This window comes from Streptomyces sp. NPDC015171, assembly GCF_043079545.1.
Lineage (GTDB): Bacteria > Actinomycetota > Actinomycetes > Streptomycetales > Streptomycetaceae > Streptomyces.
This window is the reverse complement of sequence record NZ_JBIBUO010000006.1, coordinates 444990-461926: the sequence shown is the minus strand read 5'-3', so window position 1 is coordinate 461926 and position 16937 is coordinate 444990. Positions and strand designations below refer to the sequence as shown.

At 72.6% G+C, this 16937-nt stretch carries 12 protein-coding genes; 5 read left to right on the top strand and 7 right to left on the bottom strand.

Annotation, left to right across the window (positions count from 1 at the left end):
• Positions 1-97: 97 nt before the first annotated feature.
• Genes ACF073_RS20035 through ACF073_RS20015 form a run of 5 tightly spaced genes read right to left on the bottom strand, consistent with a single transcriptional unit; the run spans position 98 to position 7999 of the window.
• The gene (locus tag ACF073_RS20035; protein WP_392071710.1) at positions 98-703 is read right to left on the bottom strand and encodes an ATP/GTP-binding protein; all 606 of its coding nucleotides are present in this window, start codon (positions 701-703) and stop codon (positions 98-100) included.
• Positions 684-4322 (bottom strand): hydantoinase B/oxoprolinase family protein, encoded by a 3639-nt coding sequence (locus ACF073_RS20030; protein WP_392071708.1) that lies wholly within the window; start codon positions 4320-4322, stop codon positions 684-686. The genes ACF073_RS20035 and ACF073_RS20030 overlap by 20 nt, the downstream gene beginning before the upstream one ends.
• Before the next feature lie 24 nt (positions 4323-4346).
• On the bottom strand, positions 4347-4742 hold the full coding sequence (locus tag ACF073_RS20025; RefSeq protein WP_392071706.1) for a DUF742 domain-containing protein: 396 nt from the start codon (positions 4740-4742) through the stop codon (positions 4347-4349).
• Between the two features lie 9 nt (positions 4743-4751).
• Positions 4752-5186, bottom strand: a complete 435-nt coding sequence (locus ACF073_RS20020; RefSeq protein ID WP_392071704.1) for a roadblock/LC7 domain-containing protein — start codon at positions 5184-5186, stop codon at positions 4752-4754.
• Complete coding sequence (locus tag ACF073_RS20015; RefSeq protein WP_392071702.1) at positions 5183-7999, bottom strand: nitrate- and nitrite sensing domain-containing protein; 2817 nt, start codon at positions 7997-7999, stop codon at positions 5183-5185. Before ACF073_RS20015 ends, ACF073_RS20020 begins: the two co-directional genes overlap by 4 nt.
• Before the next feature lie 420 nt (positions 8000-8419).
• On the opposite strand from ACF073_RS20015, the gene ACF073_RS20010 reads away from it, so the two are divergent.
• A complete protein-coding gene (locus tag ACF073_RS20010; protein ID WP_392071700.1) occupies positions 8420-8953 on the top strand; it encodes a hypothetical protein in 534 nt (177 codons plus the stop codon).
• A 183-nt stretch (positions 8954-9136) separates the two neighbouring features.
• Here the strand turns inward: ACF073_RS20010 and ACF073_RS20005 are convergent, their stop codons facing one another.
• On the bottom strand, positions 9137-10450 hold the full coding sequence (locus ACF073_RS20005) for an NAD(P)/FAD-dependent oxidoreductase (protein ID WP_392071698.1): 1314 nt from the start codon (positions 10448-10450) through the stop codon (positions 9137-9139).
• A 106-nt stretch (positions 10451-10556) separates the two neighbouring features.
• Positions 10557-10880 carry a bifunctional 3-phenylpropionate/cinnamic acid dioxygenase ferredoxin subunit gene (locus tag ACF073_RS20000; RefSeq protein WP_392071696.1) on the bottom strand — a complete coding sequence of 108 codons (324 nt, stop codon included), beginning with the start codon at positions 10878-10880 and terminating at the stop codon, positions 10557-10559.
• 303 nt (positions 10881-11183) lie between these two features.
• Here ACF073_RS20000 and ACF073_RS19995 point away from each other — a divergent pair, with 303 nt between their 5' ends.
• The 4 genes from ACF073_RS19995 (at position 11184) to ACF073_RS19980 (ending at position 16932) form a co-directional block, all read left to right on the top strand.
• On the top strand, positions 11184-12023 hold the full coding sequence (locus tag ACF073_RS19995; protein WP_392071694.1) for an IclR family transcriptional regulator: 840 nt from the start codon (positions 11184-11186) through the stop codon (positions 12021-12023).
• Positions 12024-12695: 672 nt separating this feature from the next.
• Positions 12696-13781, top strand: a complete 1086-nt coding sequence (locus ACF073_RS19990) for an S-(hydroxymethyl)mycothiol dehydrogenase (protein WP_392071692.1) — start codon at positions 12696-12698, stop codon at positions 13779-13781.
• Positions 13778-14404 (top strand): MBL fold metallo-hydrolase, encoded by a 627-nt coding sequence (locus ACF073_RS19985; protein ID WP_392071690.1) that lies wholly within the window; start codon positions 13778-13780, stop codon positions 14402-14404. Before ACF073_RS19990 ends, ACF073_RS19985 begins: the two co-directional genes overlap by 4 nt.
• A gap of 44 nt (positions 14405-14448) precedes the next feature.
• Positions 14449-16932 carry an FAD-dependent oxidoreductase gene (locus ACF073_RS19980; protein WP_392071688.1) on the top strand — a complete coding sequence of 828 codons (2484 nt, stop codon included), beginning with the start codon at positions 14449-14451 and terminating at the stop codon, positions 16930-16932.
• Positions 16933-16937 lie beyond the last annotated feature (5 nt).

Below are 16937 nucleotides of genomic sequence, written 5' to 3'. Positions count from 1 at the left end.
GCGGGGGTGCGGGCCGTGCTGTCGGCCGGGAGCAAGGTGGCACGCACGCACGCGTGCCGGCCGCGCGGCGGTGGCGGACGGCCCCCGTGCCGGCCGTTCAGCCGAGGGTGGCCTGGCGGCGCCCGGCCGCGTACTCCATGGCGTGCTGCACGAGTCCGATGAGCACCTCCTTGACCGACTCCCGGTCCCGGGCGTCGGTCAGCAGGACGGGCACGTCGGCGTCCAGGTCGAGCGCCTGGCGGACGGACTCGGCGGGGTAACGGGCGGCGTCGTCGAAACAGTTGACGCCGACCAGGAAGGGTATGGAACGCCGCTCGAAATAGTCGATGGCGGCGAAGCAGTCCTCCAGACGCCGCGTGTCGGCGAGGACGACGGCGCCGAGCGCGCCCTCGGACAGCTCGTCCCACATGAACCAGAACCGCTCCTGCCCGGGTGTACCGAAGAGGTAGAGCACCAGGTCCTCGCGCAGGGTGATCCGGCCGAAGTCCATGGCCACCGTGGTGGTGTGCTTGCCCGCCACTCCGCTGGTGTCGTCGACCGGCCGCCCGGCCTCGGAGAGCTGCTCCTCGGTGCGCAGCGGTCTGATCTCGCTGACCGCGCCGACGAGGGTCGTCTTGCCCACGCCGAAGCCTCCGGCCACGAGGATCTTGAGCGTGACGGGCTCGACCGGAGGCTTGCCGCGCTCAGAACGCCCGAAGATCATCGATCTCTTCTCCTGCTTGATGGGGTTCGGGCGACGGTCGGCCGTAGCCGCCGCCACCAGGGGTTTCGATGACGAGCACATCGCCGGGACCGACCTCGGCCGAACCGCTGCCGCCGAGGTCGGTGACCGTGCCGTCGGTGTGCTCCACCCGATTGGCGCCGAGCGCTCCGGGTGCGCCGCCCGCCATGCCGTAGGGGGGCACGCGGCGGTGCTGGGACAGTGCGGAGACGGTCATCGGTTCGAGGAACCGGATGCGGCGCAGGGCGCCGTCCCCGCCGCACCACCGCCCCGCGCCGCCGCTCCCCCGGCGGACGGTGAACTCCTCCAAGCGGACGGGCAGCCGCCACTCCAGGATCTCGGGGTCGGTGAGCCGGGAGTTGGTCATGTGGGTCTGGACCACGTCGGCGCCCGGGAAGCCGTCGCCCGCGCCGGATCCGGAGGCGACGGTTTCGTAGTACTGGTGCCGTTCGTTGCCGAAGGTGACGTTGTTCATGGTGCCGGAGCCCTCGGCCTGGACACCGAGCGCGGCGTAGAGGGCGCCGGTGATGGCCTGTGAGGTCTCGACGTTGCCGGCGACGACCGCGGCGGGCGGCTCGGGAGCGAGCATCGAGCCGGACGGCACGATGATGTCCAAGGGGCGCAGGCAGCCGTCGTTGAGCGGGATGTCGTCGGCGACCAGTGTGCGGAACACGTACAGGACGGCCGCGTTGACGACCGCGAAGGGGGCGTTGAAGTTGCCGTCGAGCTGGGCGGAGGTGCCGGTGAAGTCGATGGTCGCCCGGCGCTCGGTGCGGTCGACCCGGACGCACACCCGGATGACGGCGCCGGAGTCGGTCTCGTAGGCGTAGGCGCCGTCGTCCAGGGCGTCGATGACGCGGCGGACGGCTTCCTCGGCGTTGTCCTGGACGTGCCGCATGTACGCCTGGACCACGTCGAGGCCGAACTCCTCGATCATGCGGCGGACCTCGTCGACGCCCTTGCGGTTTGCGGCGATCTGGGCTCGCAGGTCGGCGAGGTTGGTGCGCGGGTTGCGGGACGGGTAGGGCGCCTCGGTCAGCAGGCGGCGGGTCTCCTCCTCGCGGAAGCGGCCCTGCTCGGTGAGGAGCCAGTTGTCGAAGAGGACGCCCTCCTCGTCGATGGTGCGGCTGTGCGCCGGCATGGAGCCGGGGGCGATGCCGCCGATCTCGGCGTGGTGGCCGCGTGAGGCGACGTAGAAGAGGATCCGTGGCTCACTCTGCGTGTCCGTCGCCCGGTCGGTGTCGAAGACGGGGGTGATCACGGTGACGTCCGGCAGGTGTGTGCCGCCGTGGTACGGGTCGTTGACGGCGTAGGTGTCGCCCGGCCGCATGGCCGGGCCACGGCGGCGGATGACCTCTTTGACGCTGGTGCCCATGGAGCCCAGGTGGACGGGGATGTGGGGGGCGTTGGCGACCAGGTTGCCGTCCGGGTCGAACAGGGCGCAGGAGAAGTCCAGCCGCTCCTTGATGTTGACGGACTGGGCCGTGGACTCCAGCCGTGCGCCCATCTGCTCGGCGATCGACATGAAGAGGTTGTTGAAGACCTCCAGCAGGACCGGATCGGATTCTGTGCCGAGATCGGAACTCTGCGTAATCGCCGTGCGTTCCACGATCAGATGCCCGTCATCGGTCGCGGCGGCCCGCCAGCCGTCGTCGACGACGGTCGTCGCGCCGGCCTCCGTGATGATCGCGGGGCCGGTGACGGTCTCGCCGGGAGGAAGGGCCTCCCGGCGGTGGAGGGGTACGTCGCGCCAGGCGCCGCCGGTGTGCAGACGGACGGTGCCGGGCGCCTGGGGCCGGCCTTCGTACGGGGCGAGGGCGGAGAGATCGGGGGGTGCGGTGATGCCGGTGGCTTCGACGGAGAGGGCTTCTACGACGACGGGGCGGTCGAGGGTGAAGGAGTACGTGGCGCGATGACGTTCTTCGAAGGCGTGCCTCATGGCGTCCGGCTCGGCCAGCTCGACGGTCAGGGTGGTGTCGGTTCCGTCGTAGCGGAGCTGGGCACGGCGGGTGACCTGGATGCGGTCCTCCGGGACGTCCTCGGCGCGGAGTTCCGCGCGCGCGGCCGCCGCCAGGTCGTCGGCCGCCTCGTGGATGCCGGGCATGGCGTCGGCTTCCAGGGGCGTTTCCACGGAGTGTTCGCGCATGGCCGTGGTGTCCGCGAGGCCGATGCCGAGCGCGGAGAGGAGTCCGGCCATGGGGGGTACGAGGACGGTGCGGATGCCCAGCGAGTCGGCGACCCGGCACGCGTGCTGGCCGCCTGCCCCGCCGAAGGTGGTCAGGGCGTAGCGGGTGACGTCGTGGCCCTTCTGGACGGAGATCCGCTTCACGGCGTTGGCGATGTTGGCGACGGCGATCTGCAGGTAGCCCTCGGCCACCTGCTCCGGGGTGCGGTCATCGCCGGTGCGGGCGTGGATCTCGCGCGCGAGGGCGGTGAAGCGGTCGCGGACGAGGGCGGCGTCCAGCGGCTGGTCCCCGCCGGGTCCGAACACGGCTGGGAAGTGGGCGGGGTGGATGCGGCCGAGCATCACGTTGGCGTCCGTGACGGTGAGCGGGCCGCCGGCGCGGTAGCAGGCGGGGCCGGGGTCGGCGCCGGCCGAGTCGGGGCCGACCCGGTAGCGGGCGCCGTCGAAGTGCAGGACGGAGCCGCCGCCGGCTGCCACGGTGTCGATGTCCAGCATGGGGGCGCGCAGCCGGACACCCGCGATCTGCGTGGTGAAGACGCGCTCGTACTCGCCGGCGAAGTGCGAGACGTCGGTGGAGGTACCGCCCATGTCGAACCCGATGACGCGGTCGAAGCCGGCGCGCTGCGACATGCGGGCCATGCCGACGATCCCGCCGGCCGGTCCGGAGAGGATGGCGTCCTTGCCGCGGAACTGTCCGGCCTCCGTCAGCCCGCCGTTGGACTGCATGAACATCAGCCGTACGTCGCGCAGTTCCTCGGCGATGTGCCGGACGTAGCGGCGCAGCACGGGCGAGAGGTAGGCGTCGACGACGGCGGTGTCCCCGCGCGGGACGAGCTTCATCAGCGGGCTGACCTCGCTGGACAGCGAGATCTGCGGGAATCCGATGCGGGCGGCGAGATCACCGACGGCCCGCTCGTGGCCGGGGTGGAGGTGGCTGTGCAGGCAGACGACGGCGACCGCGCGGATCCCGTCGTCGTACGCCTTCCGGAGCGGCTCGGACAGGGCGTCCAGGTCGGGGGCGCGCAGGACGGTGCCGTCGGCGGCGATGCGTTCGTCGACCTCCACGACCCGTTCGTGGAGCTGCTCGGGCAGTTCGATGCGGCGGGCGAAGATGCGGGGGCGGTTCTGGTAGGCGATGCGCAGGGCGTCGCGATATCCGCGGGTGACGACCAGGAGGGTGCGCTCGCCCTTGCGTTCCAGCAGGGCGTTGGTGGCGACCGTGGTGCCCATGCGGACGGCCTCCACGGGCTCCTGGGAGCCGCCGAGGAGTTCGCGCACACCGGCCACGGCGGCGTCGGCGTACCTGGCCGGGTTGTCGGACAGCAGTTTGTGGGTGAGCAGCCGGCCGTTCGGGCGACGCGCGACGATGTCGGTGAAGGTGCCGCCTCGGTCGACCCAGAACTGCCAGCCAGTCACGTCACTACCCCGCTTCCGCGCCGGTCACAGGGCCCGGAGGCCGTTGATCACGTCGCGCAGAATACTCTCGTCCGGCAGCTCGGCCGGGGGTACCGGACGGTTCACATGGACGAGTTCGGCGTGCACCAGGTCACCGATGAGGACGCGGACCACGCCGATGGGCAGGTCGAGCCCCGCGGCGATTTCGGCGACCGACTGCGGCGTGTCTCGGCAGAGCCCGACGATGTCCACGTGTTCGGGCGACAGGGTCGGGTCCGCTTCCGGGTCGTCCGCTTCCGGCTCCGTGACGACCACCGCGATCAGATCGAGGCGGTGCTGGGCCGCACTGGTGGTGCGGCCGCGCGTCATGGCGTACGGACGGACGACCGGCCCGGCGTCGTCGTCGAACCAGTGTCTTCTTCCCTGACCGTCTCCGCTCATGTCATCCCACTACCCGCCTGCGGACAGATCGGTGCGCGGGGCGGTCCCCAGATGCACGCCGACCCGCTTGACCAGGAGCGTCATCTCGTAGGCGACCTGTCCGACGTCGGAGTCGGCGTCCGAGAGGACGGCGAGACAGCTGCCGTCCCCGGCCGCGGTGACGAAGAGGAAGGCGTCGTCCAGCTCGACCACCGTCTGCCGGACGCTGCCCGCTTCGAAGTGGCGGCCGACGCCCTTGGCGAGGCTGTGGAAGCCGGACGCCACGGCGGCCAGATGCTCGCTGTCCTCCCTGGTCAGGTCCTTGGACACGCCTGTCGGCAGGCCGTCGCCGGACAGGATGACGGCTTTGCGGATGCTGGCGACGCGGTCGACAAGTTCGTCCAGGAGCCAGTTCAGCTCCCCCTTGTTCGTCGCAGTGTGGCCGGTCGCCTTCGGTGCGGTCATCGACCGTCCCCCTTGTTCGTTCCCTGTGCTGTGCCGTTCCGGGGCCCGTCGCCCGCGGCGTTCTCCTCCCGGCCGCGCTGCCAGCCGCGCTGGAGCGAGGCCATCCGGCTGCGGACCTCCTCGGCATCGCGGTCGGCGGGCTGCGCCGCGCTCTCCGCGCGCCGTTCGGTGTCCTGCTTGAGCTGGGGGGCCAGGTTGGCCTGGCGTACCCGCCGGGGCAGCGGTGCGGTGCCCGGCTCCGGGGCCCTGTCACCTGCGGTCGCCGCGCCTCCGCGAGAGGCGGCCGTGTCCCCCGGCCCGCCGGTGCCTGCCGCATCGGGCCGGGTGCGCCTGGGCAGGGCCGGGGCCTCGGGCGTGGCGCCGGTGCCCTCCACCGGGGTGGCCGCACGGTCCTCGGCGGGGTCGGTGAGTCCGGTGGGGCGTCGGGCGGCGCTGCCGCGGCGGCGTGCGGGCAGTGGGGCCAGTCCGTCCGTGTCGGCGCGGCGCGGACCGGCGCCAGGGCCCGGGTCCGGTTCGCCGCGCCGGGAGCGCTGGTCGGGGACGGGTTTGCCGTGCGAGCTGACCAGCTTGGGGGTCTGGCGCCGGGGCAGCGGCAGAACTCCGCGGTCGCCGCTCTCCTCGTGCGGCGGCCGGTGGGCCGCCGGAGCGGCAGCCTGCTCGTCGTCTCCCGGGCCGGACCGGCGGGGGCGGAACAGGCCGCCGCGCTCGCTGTCCTCGTCCCTGAGGGCTCCGGGGAAGTCGTCCAGCGCGTCGAGGTCGACGGGCGCCTCCAGCTCGACCGGGCCGTCCAGCAGGGAGGTCGGCAGGCCGGGCAGCTGCAGCGGTGCCGGGGGCCGGCCGGGGGTACGGCCCACGGCCTGGTCGATGCCCCTCGCCGGGCGTTCGCGGTCGAGTCGGAAGCCGAGGCCGTTGGTGTCCGGGACGTCGTCGGTCAGCAGCGGGTCGGGGATGAACACCACGGCGGTGGTGCCGCCGTACGGCGAGGGCTGGAGGGAGACACGGACGTTCTGGCGCTGGGCCAGGCGGCTCACGACGAACAGGCCGAGCCGGTCGGTGTCGGAGAGCTCGAACTCGGGAGTCTCGGCGAGGCGCAGATTGGCGTCCAGGAGCGCTTCGGCCGTCATGCCGAGACCCCGGTCGTGGATCTCCAGGGTGAAGCCGTTGGCGACCCGCTCGCCGATGACCTGGACGGCGGTGTGCGGTGGCGAGAAGACGGTGGCGTTCTCCAGGAGTTCGGCCACGAGATGGGTGAGGTCGGCGACGGCCGGTCCGGTGACGGCGACCCGCGGCAGGCGCCGGACCTCGATGCGCTCGTAGTCCTCGACCTCGGCGACGGCGGCACGGACGATGTCCATCAGCTGCACGGGCCGGCGCCACTGCCGGGAGGGGGCGGCACCGGAGAGGATCACCAGGCCCTCGGCGTGCCGGCGCATCCGGGTGGTGAGGTGGTCCAGGCGGAACAGGTCGGCGAGTTCGTCGGTGTCCTCGGTCCGGCGCTCCATGCTGTCGAGCAGGGTGAGCTGCTTGTGCAACAGGACCTGGCTGCGGCGGGCGAGGTTGACGAAGACGTCGGAGACGCCGGCCCGCAGTTCGGCCTGTTTGACGGCGGCCTCCACAGCCGCGCGCTGGAGGGTGTTCAGGGCCTGGCCGACCTCGCCGATCTCGTTCTTGTCGTACTCCAGGCGCGGTACTTCGGTCTCGACGTCGACCTGTTCCCCCGTGGACAGCCGCCGCATCACGCTGGGCAGCCGGACACCGGAGGCCTCGTGCGCCTCCAGGCGCAGCTGGCGCAGGTCACGGATGAGGGCGCGGCCGACCCGGACGGAGAGGATCACGGAGACCAGGAGCGCGACGAGTCCGAGGAGGCCCGTGAGGGCCGCCTGCATGATGACGCCCATGGCCACGGGGCGCGTGCGGTCCTGGAAGCGGTCGCCCACCTGGTCGTCCAGGGTGCCGAGTCCGTCCAGGACGGTGGCCGCCGCGGAGTCCCAGCTCTTCTCGGAGACACCGCGGGGGGTCCCGGACTCCGTGGCGATGGCGGTGCGTTCGGCCACCCGCAGCGGGGCCGTGGTGGCGCTGTTCCAGAAGCGTTCGTAGCGCTCGCGCTCCCTGGCGGGCAGCAGCGGGAGGCTGATGTCGTACAGGAGCGCGCGCTGGGCGGCGAGGTCGGAGATGTCGCGGGTCTCGTCGCGGGTGAGCCGGCCGACGACCAGTGAGGAGCTGAGCAGCGCGTCCTCACGGGAGAGCAGTTCGCGGGCGCGGGTGATGTTGACCAGGGCGCGGGCCTGCTTGTCGACCTCGACGTCGTCGATGCCGTCGAGGGAGGCGAGCAGGGAGTAGCAGGGGTCGACGAGGCGGTTGTACAGGTCGAGGGCCTGGGCGCGGTTGACGGTGCCCTCCTCGACGCTGCGGCGCAGGGAGTCGAGGCCGCCGAGGGCGTCCAGGGCGGCCGTCAGGTGTTCGCTGTCGTCCGCGTCCATGCCGGACCGGAGGTCATGGTCCCGGGCGTTCTTGCGGATCGTGGCGATCGCCCGGTCGGTGGCGGTGCGCGTGCGGTGCAGTTCCGTGAGGGCCTGGGAGGCCCGCGGGTCGGCGAGGTAGACGAGACTCTGGCGGCGTTCCCGCTGCAGGACACGGGCGGTGTCCTCGATGGGGTGGCCGATGCCGTCGACGACCTCGGCCACGCTGAACAGCCGGGTCACTTCGCGGCCCGTGAGTACCGTGGCGAAGCCCCAGACTGCGGTCAAGGACACCAGCGGCACGAGAAGCAGCGCCACGATCTTCCGGCGGATCGACTTCCCGCGAAAGCGCATGGCCTCCCCTAGTTCGCCCCCCACCGGTCGGGGGTGCTCATGTCCGTCAACAAACGGCGCGAGCCTACTACCGCCTTACAGATAACTCGAAGACATGTCCGGAGGGTGAACTTCCGCACCGGGGGCGAGAGATGGCGAGTTGTCCGGGCATTGCGGGAGATTGCCACCGCGATCCGGAGACCCTTGCCCGGCCGGGGGCGGTGTGACAGGCGGGCGGTTGGCCGGATTTTTTCGACGACCGGGAATCTTTGCGTGCTCTCGTTCGTCCTTGTCTATGGGAATTGGGGGCGGAATGGGCCACAGGAGCCGTATCCCGCACCCCGGCGGCGTAAAACAGCGCAAGCCGGGCAGCCACTGGGGAGTCGGGGTCTTCGGACGCCGGGGGCGAGCGGTCTGCTGGCGGTGGGGAGTGACACGGTGATGGGCACGGCGGAGCGGCATAAGGCACCCGAGGAGAGCGTGGCGGAGCGCTCGCGGGCTCGATGGGGGCAGAAGGCGCCGGAGCACGGCGTTCCGGCGCCCCGGCGTGCCGGACAGCCCGCGGGCGACGAACAGCGGCAGAGCTACCGGATGTTGTGGATCGAGGAGCCCGCACGACGGCACCCGATGCCCGATCCGGTGCGTACGGCAGCGGTGCGCGCGGTCCTCGTCATGGCGGTGACGCTGATCCAGGCGATGGTGGCGTTCCTGTGCGCGATGGCGGGCGCCTGGCTGGCGTTCCCGATGGTGATCAGCAGTGTGGCGAGCACGGTGGTGGCCACCTGGGCAGTGGTCGACGTGTGGGTGACCCGCCAGGTGTGGAACCAGCGCAACGGCGTGGTGTCACAGCCGAGCAGCACGGCCCGGGCCCTCCGGCGGGAGCGGCGGGCCCGCCGCCGTCAGGAGCGGTCGAACCTGCGCGAACAGGAACGGATACGCCGCCGGGGCGGCGCCGGACAGCTGTCGCACTCCTGACCCAGGACGGACATCGCGGACCACCGTGTCGGCCGGCACGGTCGCCTGCCGACACGGCGGCACCGGCGAACACGGCGACCCGGTCGGGACGGACACCGGGTCGCTCACAGCGCGGGGTACTCACCGTGCGGGGCACTCACAGTGCGGGCGGTTCACGACACGGGCCGCCCGAAGCCCAGGAGTTCACAGCTCGGCCGGCGCCACCACCCGCGGCACGTCGCTCACCGGCACGTCCGGCCACGACGGCTGTTCCTGCCGCGCCCCCTCCGACCGCCGCTCCTGCGACCGCCGTTCCTCCGACCGCCGTTCCGGCATCTGCTGTTCCGCCGCCTGCTGTTCCTCCCGCTGGAGTTCGCGCCGGGCCCGCGTGAACGCGCGGGGCCGGTCCACTCCGAGCAGGGCGACGGTGCGGCCGTCCCGTTGATAGCGGGCGAGGAAGCCGGACTCATCAGGCATACCGGTATCGGTGATCTCGCCCTCGGTGACGTGGACGGTGTCGCCCTCGCGGTACCGGCCCGCGAACTGGATCCGGGAGTCGTACTGGTCGGACCAGAAGTACGGCACCGACCGGGCCGTCGCGAGGGTGCGGCCGGCGAGCAGGTTGGTCACGGCGACGCGGGGTTGCTCGGTGGCGGAGGTCCAGTGCTCGGCACGGATGCCGCCGACCCGGGCGACGTCGCCCACCGCGACCACTTGGGGCAGGGCCGTCACGCAGCCGACGTCGCACAGCACGCCGTCGTGCAGGGCGAGGGGCGAGTCCTCCAGCCACGCGGTGCGCGGGACGGCGCCGATGCCGACGATCACGACATCGGCGGGCAGGGTGCGGCCGTCGGAGAGGTCGACGGCGGTGACGCGGGAGGTGCCGCGGAGTGCGACCACGCCGGTGGCGGTGGCCAGCTCCACGCCGCCGCGGCGGTGCAGCCCGGCGCACACCGCGGCCATCTCGGCGCCCAGTTGGGGCACGAGCGGCAGCGGTGCGGCCTCGACCACCGTGACCGCGTGGCCGAGCCGGGCACACGAGGAGGCGGTCTCGGCGCCGATGAAACCGCCGCCGATGACGACGACCCGGCGGGGTCCCCGGGCGAGGTGGGCACGCAGGGCGCGGGCGTCGTCCAGGGTGCGCAGGGTGTGGACGCCGGTGAGGCTCTCGCCCGGGAGCCGGCGGGCGGCGGCGCCGGTGGCGATGACGACGCCGTCGGTGGACACCGTACGGCCGTCGCCGAGGTGGACGGTGCGGCCAGCGGTGTCGAGTCGGCGGGCGGGGACGCCGAGGAGCCATTCGGCTTCGAGTCCGGCGGTCTCGTCGGCGTCGGTGAGGGCCAGCCGGTTCTCGTCGGTGCGGCCGGTCAGGAAGTCCTTGGAGAGAGGAGGGCGGTCGTAGGGGTGATGGGCTTCCTCGCCGACGATCACCAGTCGGCCGTCGAAGCCCTGGGCGCGCAGCTCACGGGCGGCGTAGAGACCGGAGAGAGAGGCGCCGACGATGGTCACGGTCCGCATAGGGCACGGCTCCTGGCAGCGGTGGCGGGGCGATGGGGGCGAGCCGGTGCCGCGCCGGGTGGACGGCCGAGGCGAGCGGAGCCGGGGGGCCGGTGCCGGGCGGTGTTCATGCGGCCGTGCCCTCCTCCGCCCCGAGATGGACGTGTACGACGCCGTCGTCCACGGTGACGCGATGGGTGCGCACGGGGCGCCGGGCCGGCAGGCAGGTCGGCTCGCCGGTGCGCAGGTCGAAGGAGGCCGCGTGCAGCGGGCACTCGACCAGGCAGCCCTCCAGCCAGCCCTCGGAGAGGGACGCGTCCTGGTGGGTGCAGGTGTCGTCGATGGCGTACAGCTCACCGCCCTCGGTGCGGAACACGGCGATCGGCGGCGTGGTCGCGACGCGGACGGACTCGCCCTCGGGGAGGTCTTCGAGGCGGCAGACGGGAATCACGGGCCCCCCTCTCGGTCCCGGGACGCTCGGTCCGGGACCTGCTCGGTGCAGGCGTCAGGGATGCCGCCGGGAGCCCGGAACCGGCGTCGGTCCGGTGCGGTGCAGCGGCAAGGGAGTGGTGGACCGTCATCGGTCCGGGTGGTCCGGCACCCTTCCTGGATCCGGACACTTCGGTAACATGATGTTTCGCATGGCGCACGATCCAGCGCTATGCGCAACAGAATCCGGGCGGGGCGACCGTCGCGTCAAGGGCTTCCCGCAGATGCGGCCCGAACCGGGCCGTCAGGTGGTGAGAGTTGAGCCATGACCCGCACGCAGAAGCAGTCTGACCCCGGCGAGGAGACCACGGCGGGCCCAGGGCCCTCGGAGAGGCGGAACGGTCGCGGAGCGGCCAGTGCGGTGCAGTCGGTGGACCGCGCCGTGAGCGTGCTGGAGATCCTCGCGCGGCACGGCGAGGCGGGCGTCACCGAGATCGCCGAGGAACTGGACGTCCACAAGTCCACGGCGTTCCGGCTGCTCGGTGTCCTGGAGAACCGCGGCCTGGTGGCGCAGGCCAAGGACCGGGGGAAGTACTACCTGGGAGCCGGCGTACTGCGCCTGGCGGGGGCGGCGGCAGTTCGTCTCGACATCTCCCAGGAGGGCGTCCCGATCTGCCGGGAGGTCGCCGACGAGCTGGGCGAGACGGTCAACATCGCCGTGCTCGACGACGACGCCGCGGTCAACATCATGCAGGCCCGCGGTACCGCGTCCGTGACCGCGCAGAACTGGCTGGGCAGACGCACCCCGCTGCACGCCACCTCCAGCGGCAAGGTGCTGCTCGCGCACATGCCGCCGACTCTGCGCGAGGGTCTGCTGGCCAGGTCGCTGCCGCGGTTCACGGACCGTACGATCACCGGCGCCGGGATGCTGCGCGCCGAGCTCGAGGCCGTGGTCGGGCAGGGGTACGGCGTCACGATCGAGGAACTGGAGCTGGGGCTCGCCGCCGTGGCGGCGCCGGTGCGCTCGCACGACGGCAAGGTGATCGCGGCGATCAGTGTCTCGGGGCCGGTCTACCGGCTCAACGCCGACCGGCTGCCGGAGGTGGCCAAGCGGACGGTCGCGGCGGGCGCCGAGCTGTCCCGGCGCATGGGATACGGCTTCTGACCGAAGCCGGGCCCACGGCCTCCGCGCGGAGGAGCCTGAAGCGGGGCCGCCGCCCTAGGGGGCCTGCCCCACGGCCTGCGACCGGGAAGGCCGAGCCCGCGGCTTCCGGCTGAGACCGGGCGACGGCATCCGCCCGGGACCAGGCCAGCCAGAGCAACGAGACCAGGCCTGAGCATGCGCCCGAGACCGGGCCGGGGCATCTGTCCAGGGGCCGGACCCCAGGACGTGCGCCCGACGGCGGGCCCGGGCCCTCCCTGCACCCGAGAGCAGCCGCCGGAGCGGGACCGCACCCCCGGCCCGGCGCCCCCGCCCGACCAGGCCCCGCCCCCGTCCCCCCACCCCTGGCAGCTCGGCCGCGCGGCGCGCTGGCGAGGCCAGGTGGCGGAGCGCGATGGCGGCGCGCACTGGCGGGGCCCGGTGGCAGGGCCTGGCCGCGCGGCGCGGTGGCTAGGAGGGCGAGGGGGGCGAGGGGGCGGCCCTCCGCCCGCCGGCCGACCCCGCAGCACCGGATCCTCCCGGTCCCCGCGCCCTCGTGTGTCCGAGAGATTTCGTCCCGCAGATTCCTTTTGCCAAGGGTTAACGCGCACCTCTTGACGGCTCCGTGACGCCGTTCTCAGTATGTTCCCCATCGCGCAACCCATCGTGCAATGCGCAACAGCAGAGGAGCCTGTCGTGCCACACGAGGTCCGTGCCGTAGTCGCAGTGAAGAAGGGCGCACCCGTGGAGGTGCGGACGATCGTCGTCCCCGATCCGGGACCCGGTGAGGTGCTCGTCGGCGTGCAGGCCTGCGGGGTGTGCCACACGGATCTCCACTACCGGCAGGGCGCGATCACCGACGACTTCCCGTTCCTGCTGGGCCACGAGGCCGCCGGGACGATCGAGGCGGTCGGCCCGGGGGTCGATGACCTGAAGCCCGGCGACTACGTCGTACTGGCCTGGCGGGCACCGTGCGGCAGTTGCCGGTCCTGCCGGCGTGGCCGGCCCTGGTACTGCTTCGACTCCCGCAACGCCCGACAGCCCATGACACTGCTGGACGGCACTCCGCTCACCAACGCCCTGGGCATCGGTGCCTTCGCCGAGAAGACGCTGGTCGCGGCCGGCCAGGCGGTGAAGATCGACCCGGCGGCGCGGCCCGAGGCGGCCGGTCTCATCGGCTGCGGGGTGATGGCCGGCTACGGCGCCGCGGTCAACACCGGCAAGGTCGGCCGCGGAGACTCGGTCGCGGTCATCGGCTGCGGAGGCGTCGGCGACGCGGCCATCGCGGGCGCCTGCCTGAACGGCGCCATGAAGGTCATCGCCGTGGACATCGACGACAAGAAGCTGGACCTGGCGGAGAAGTTCGGCGCCACGCACACCGTCAACTCCCGGGGCACCGACCCGGTCGAGGCGGTGCGGGAGCTGACCGGCGGTCACGGGGTGGACATCGCGATCGACGCGGTGGGCCGCCCCGAAACGTTCCTGCAAGCCTTCTCCATGCGCGACCACGCGGGCCTGCTGGTCCAGGTCGGTGTCCCCGCACCCGAGATGAAGGTCGAGCTCCCGCTGATCGACGTCTTCTCGCGCGGCGGCGCGATCAAGTCCTCCTGGTACGGCGACTGCCTGCCGAGCCGGGACTTCCCGTTCCTGATCGACCAGTACCTCTACGGCCTGCTCGATCTCAACGCGTTCGTGTCCGAGACGATCGCCCTCGACCAGGTGGAGGAGGCGTTCGGCAAGATGCACCGCGGCGAGGTGCTGCGCTCGGTGGTGGTCCTGTGAGCGTGCGCGGGACCGTACGCGTCGAACGGGTCGTCACCTCCGGCACCTTCAGTCCGGACGGTCAGGCGTCCGACGTCGACACCAACGTCTGGCTGGTCGGCGACGACGAGGAGGTACTGGTGGTCGACGCCGCGCACGACGCCGGGGCGATCCATCGCGCCCTCGCGGGCCGCCGGGTCACCGCCGTGGTCTGCACCCACGCCCACGACGACCACATCGACGCGGCGCCCGCGCTCTCCGCCCTCACCGGCGCCCCCGTCCTGCTCCATCCCGCCGACCACGACCTGTGGTCCCGTACCCACCCGGCCCGCACACCGGACGGCGACCTGTCCGACGGCCGCGTCCTCACGGTGGCCGGCATCGAACTCCAGGTCGTCCACACCCCCGGCCGCACCCGGGGCAGCTGCTGCCTGTACGCCCCGTTCCTCGACGCCGTCTTCACCGGCGACACCCTTTTCCACGGCGGCCCGGGAGCCACCGGCCGCTCCTGCTCCGACCGCCCGGCGATCATGACGTCGCTGCGCACCCGGCTGCTGACCCTGCCGGGCACCACCGTCGTCCACACCGGCCACGGTCAGGACACCACGATCGCCGCCGAGCGGCCGAACGTCCCCGCCGCCTGAGCGACTCCCCCGCACCCGCCATCCCCGCCACCACAAGGAGGGGCATGTCCAGCACACCCGAAGACCAGCCCCGAACACCGGCGAGCGGGCCTCAGGGCCCCCGCGTCGTCGTCATCGGCGCCGGCATCGTCGGCTGCTCCCTCGCCGACGAGCTGACCGCCCGCGGCTGGACGGACGTCACCGTTCTCGAACAGGGCCCCCTGCCCGCCCCCGGCGGCTCCACCTCGCACGCCCCCGGTCTCGTCTTCCAGACCAGTCCGTCCAAGACCCTCACGGAGTTCGCCCGGTACACCGTCGCGAAGTTCCGCTCCCTGGAAGCCGACGGAGTGCGCTGCTTCGACCAGGTCGGCGGCCTGGAACTCGCGACCACCCCCGAGCGCCTGGCCGAACTGCACCGCAGGGCCGGCTTCGCGGCATCCTGGGGCATCCGGGGCGAGATCGTGAGCACGGCACGCTGCAAGGAACTCTGGCCGCTGCTGGACGAGTCGGTCGTCCTCGGCGGCTTCCACACCCCGGACGACGGCCTCGCACGGGCCCTTCTCGCGGCCCGCGCCCAGCTGGAGCGCGCCGGCGCGCGCGGCGCCCGCTTCCTTGACCGGCACACGGTCACCGGCATCGAGCAGCGGGACGGCCGGGTCGCCGCGGTCGTCACCGACCGGGGCGTCTTCCCGGCCGACCACATCGTGTCGGCAGCCGGATTCTGGGGGCCGGTGATCGGCCGTATGGCCGGTGTCGACGTACCCCTCCAGCCCCTCGCGCACCAGTACGCCACGACCGGTCCGCTGCCCGTGCTGAGCGGCGCAGGCGCCGAGGCCACGCGGCCCATCCTCCGCTTCCAGGACCGTGACCTGTACTTCCGCGAGCACACCGACCGCATCGGGATCGGCTCGTACGCGCACCGGCCGCTGCCGGTGGATCCGTTCGCGGTCCCGGCGTACGACGCGGCGCGCGCCCAGGACATGGCGATGCCGTCCTCGTACCCGTTCACCGCCGAGGACTGGGCACCGAGCTGGGAGGACTGCCGGCGGCTGCTGCCCGCGCTGCGGGAGTCCGCGATCGAGACCGGGTTCAACGGGGTCTTCTCCTTCACGCCGGACGGTATGCCGGTGCTCGGGGAGGCGCGGCGGCTTCGGGGCTTCTGGCTGGCCGAGGCGGTCTGGGTGACCCACTCGGCCGGGGTGGCCAAGGCGGTCGCCGAGTGGATGGTGGACGGGCGGCCGGCCGTCGACGTGCACGAGTGCGACCTCACCCGGTTCGAGGAGGCGCAGCGTTCACCGTCGTACGTCCGTGAACGCGGTTCACGGCAGTTCGTCGAGGTGTACGACGTCCTGCACCCCCTGCAGCCCATGGAACAGCCGCGTCCGCTGCGGGTCAGCCCCTTCTACGCCCGTCAGCAGCAGCTCGGCGCGTTCTTCCTGGAGGGCACCGGCTGGGAGCGCCCGCACTGGTACGAGGCGAACGCCCCGCTGGTTGCGGACCTCGGTGACCTGCCCGCGCGCGACGCCTGGTCCGCCCGCTACTGGTCCCCCGTGGCCGCCGCCGAGGCGAAGGCCACCCGGGAGAGGGTCGCCCTGTACGACATGACCCCGCTGCGCCGCCTGGAGGTGACCGGCCCCGGCGCCCTCGCCTTCCTCGACCGCATGACCAGCAACAACCTCCGCAAGAAGCCCGGCGCGGTCACCTACACCCTCCTTCTGGACGAGACCGGAGGCATTCGCTCCGATCTCACGGTCGCGCGCCTCGCCCCGGACCGCTTCCAGGTGGGCGCCAACTCCCCCGCCGACCTCGACTGGCTGCTCCGCCACGCGCCCGCCGACGCCGGGGTGCGCGACATCACCTCCGGCACCTGCTGCATCGGCGTCTGGGGGCCGCTCGCCCGGGCTCTCGTCCAGCCCCTGACCGGCGACGACTTCTCCCACGACGGCTTCGGCTACTTCCGGGCGAAGCAGACGTATCTCGGGCATGTGCCGGTGACGGCGATGCGGCTGAGCTATGTCGGCGAGCTGGGCTGGGAGCTGTACACCAGCGCCGACCTGGGGCTCAGGCTCTGGGACACGCTGTGGGAGGCCGGGCAGGACCTCGGTGTGGTCGCCGCGGGCCGCTCCGCCTTCAACTCCCTGCGGCTGGAGAAGGGCTACCGGGCCTGGGGCACCGACATGACCGACGAGCACACGCCGTTCGAGGCGGGCCTCGGCTTCGCGGTCCGCATGGACAAGGCGGACTTCGTCGGCAGGGCGGCGCTCGGGCGGGCCGCCGGACCCGCGCGCCGGCTCACCCCGCTGCTCCTGGACGACCCCGCCGACGTGGTCCTCGGCAAGGAGCCCGTCCATGTCGGCGGCGCCCCGGCCGGCTACGTGACCAGCGCGTCGTACGGCTACACACTGGGCCGCTGTGTCGCCTACGCCTGGCTGCCCGCCGGTCTCGCCACCGGTACCGGCGTGCACATCGAGTACTTCGGCGAGAAGATCCCGGCCACGGTCGCCGACGAGCCGCTGTTCGACCCCGAGATGACCCGTATCCGTCGCTAGGAGGC

Coding starts and splice junctions, on each gene's coding strand:
- ACF073_RS20020 (WP_392071704.1), bottom strand. CDS start 5,186: ATGACCGCACCGAAGGCGACCGGCCACACTGCGACGAACAAGGGGGAG.
- ACF073_RS19980 (WP_392071688.1), top strand. CDS start 14,449: ATGTCCAGCACACCCGAAGACCAGCCCCGAACACCGGCGAGCGGGCCT.
- ACF073_RS20025 (WP_392071706.1), bottom strand. CDS start 4,742: ATGAGCGGAGACGGTCAGGGAAGAAGACACTGGTTCGACGACGACGCC.
- ACF073_RS20035 (WP_392071710.1), bottom strand. CDS start 703: ATGATCTTCGGGCGTTCTGAGCGCGGCAAGCCTCCGGTCGAGCCCGTC.
- ACF073_RS19995 (WP_392071694.1), top strand. CDS start 11,184: ATGACCCGCACGCAGAAGCAGTCTGACCCCGGCGAGGAGACCACGGCG.
- ACF073_RS20015 (WP_392071702.1), bottom strand. CDS start 7,999: ATGCGCTTTCGCGGGAAGTCGATCCGCCGGAAGATCGTGGCGCTGCTT.
- ACF073_RS20010 (WP_392071700.1), top strand. CDS start 8,420: ATGGGCACGGCGGAGCGGCATAAGGCACCCGAGGAGAGCGTGGCGGAG.
- ACF073_RS20005 (WP_392071698.1), bottom strand. CDS start 10,450: ATGCGGACCGTGACCATCGTCGGCGCCTCTCTCTCCGGTCTCTACGCC.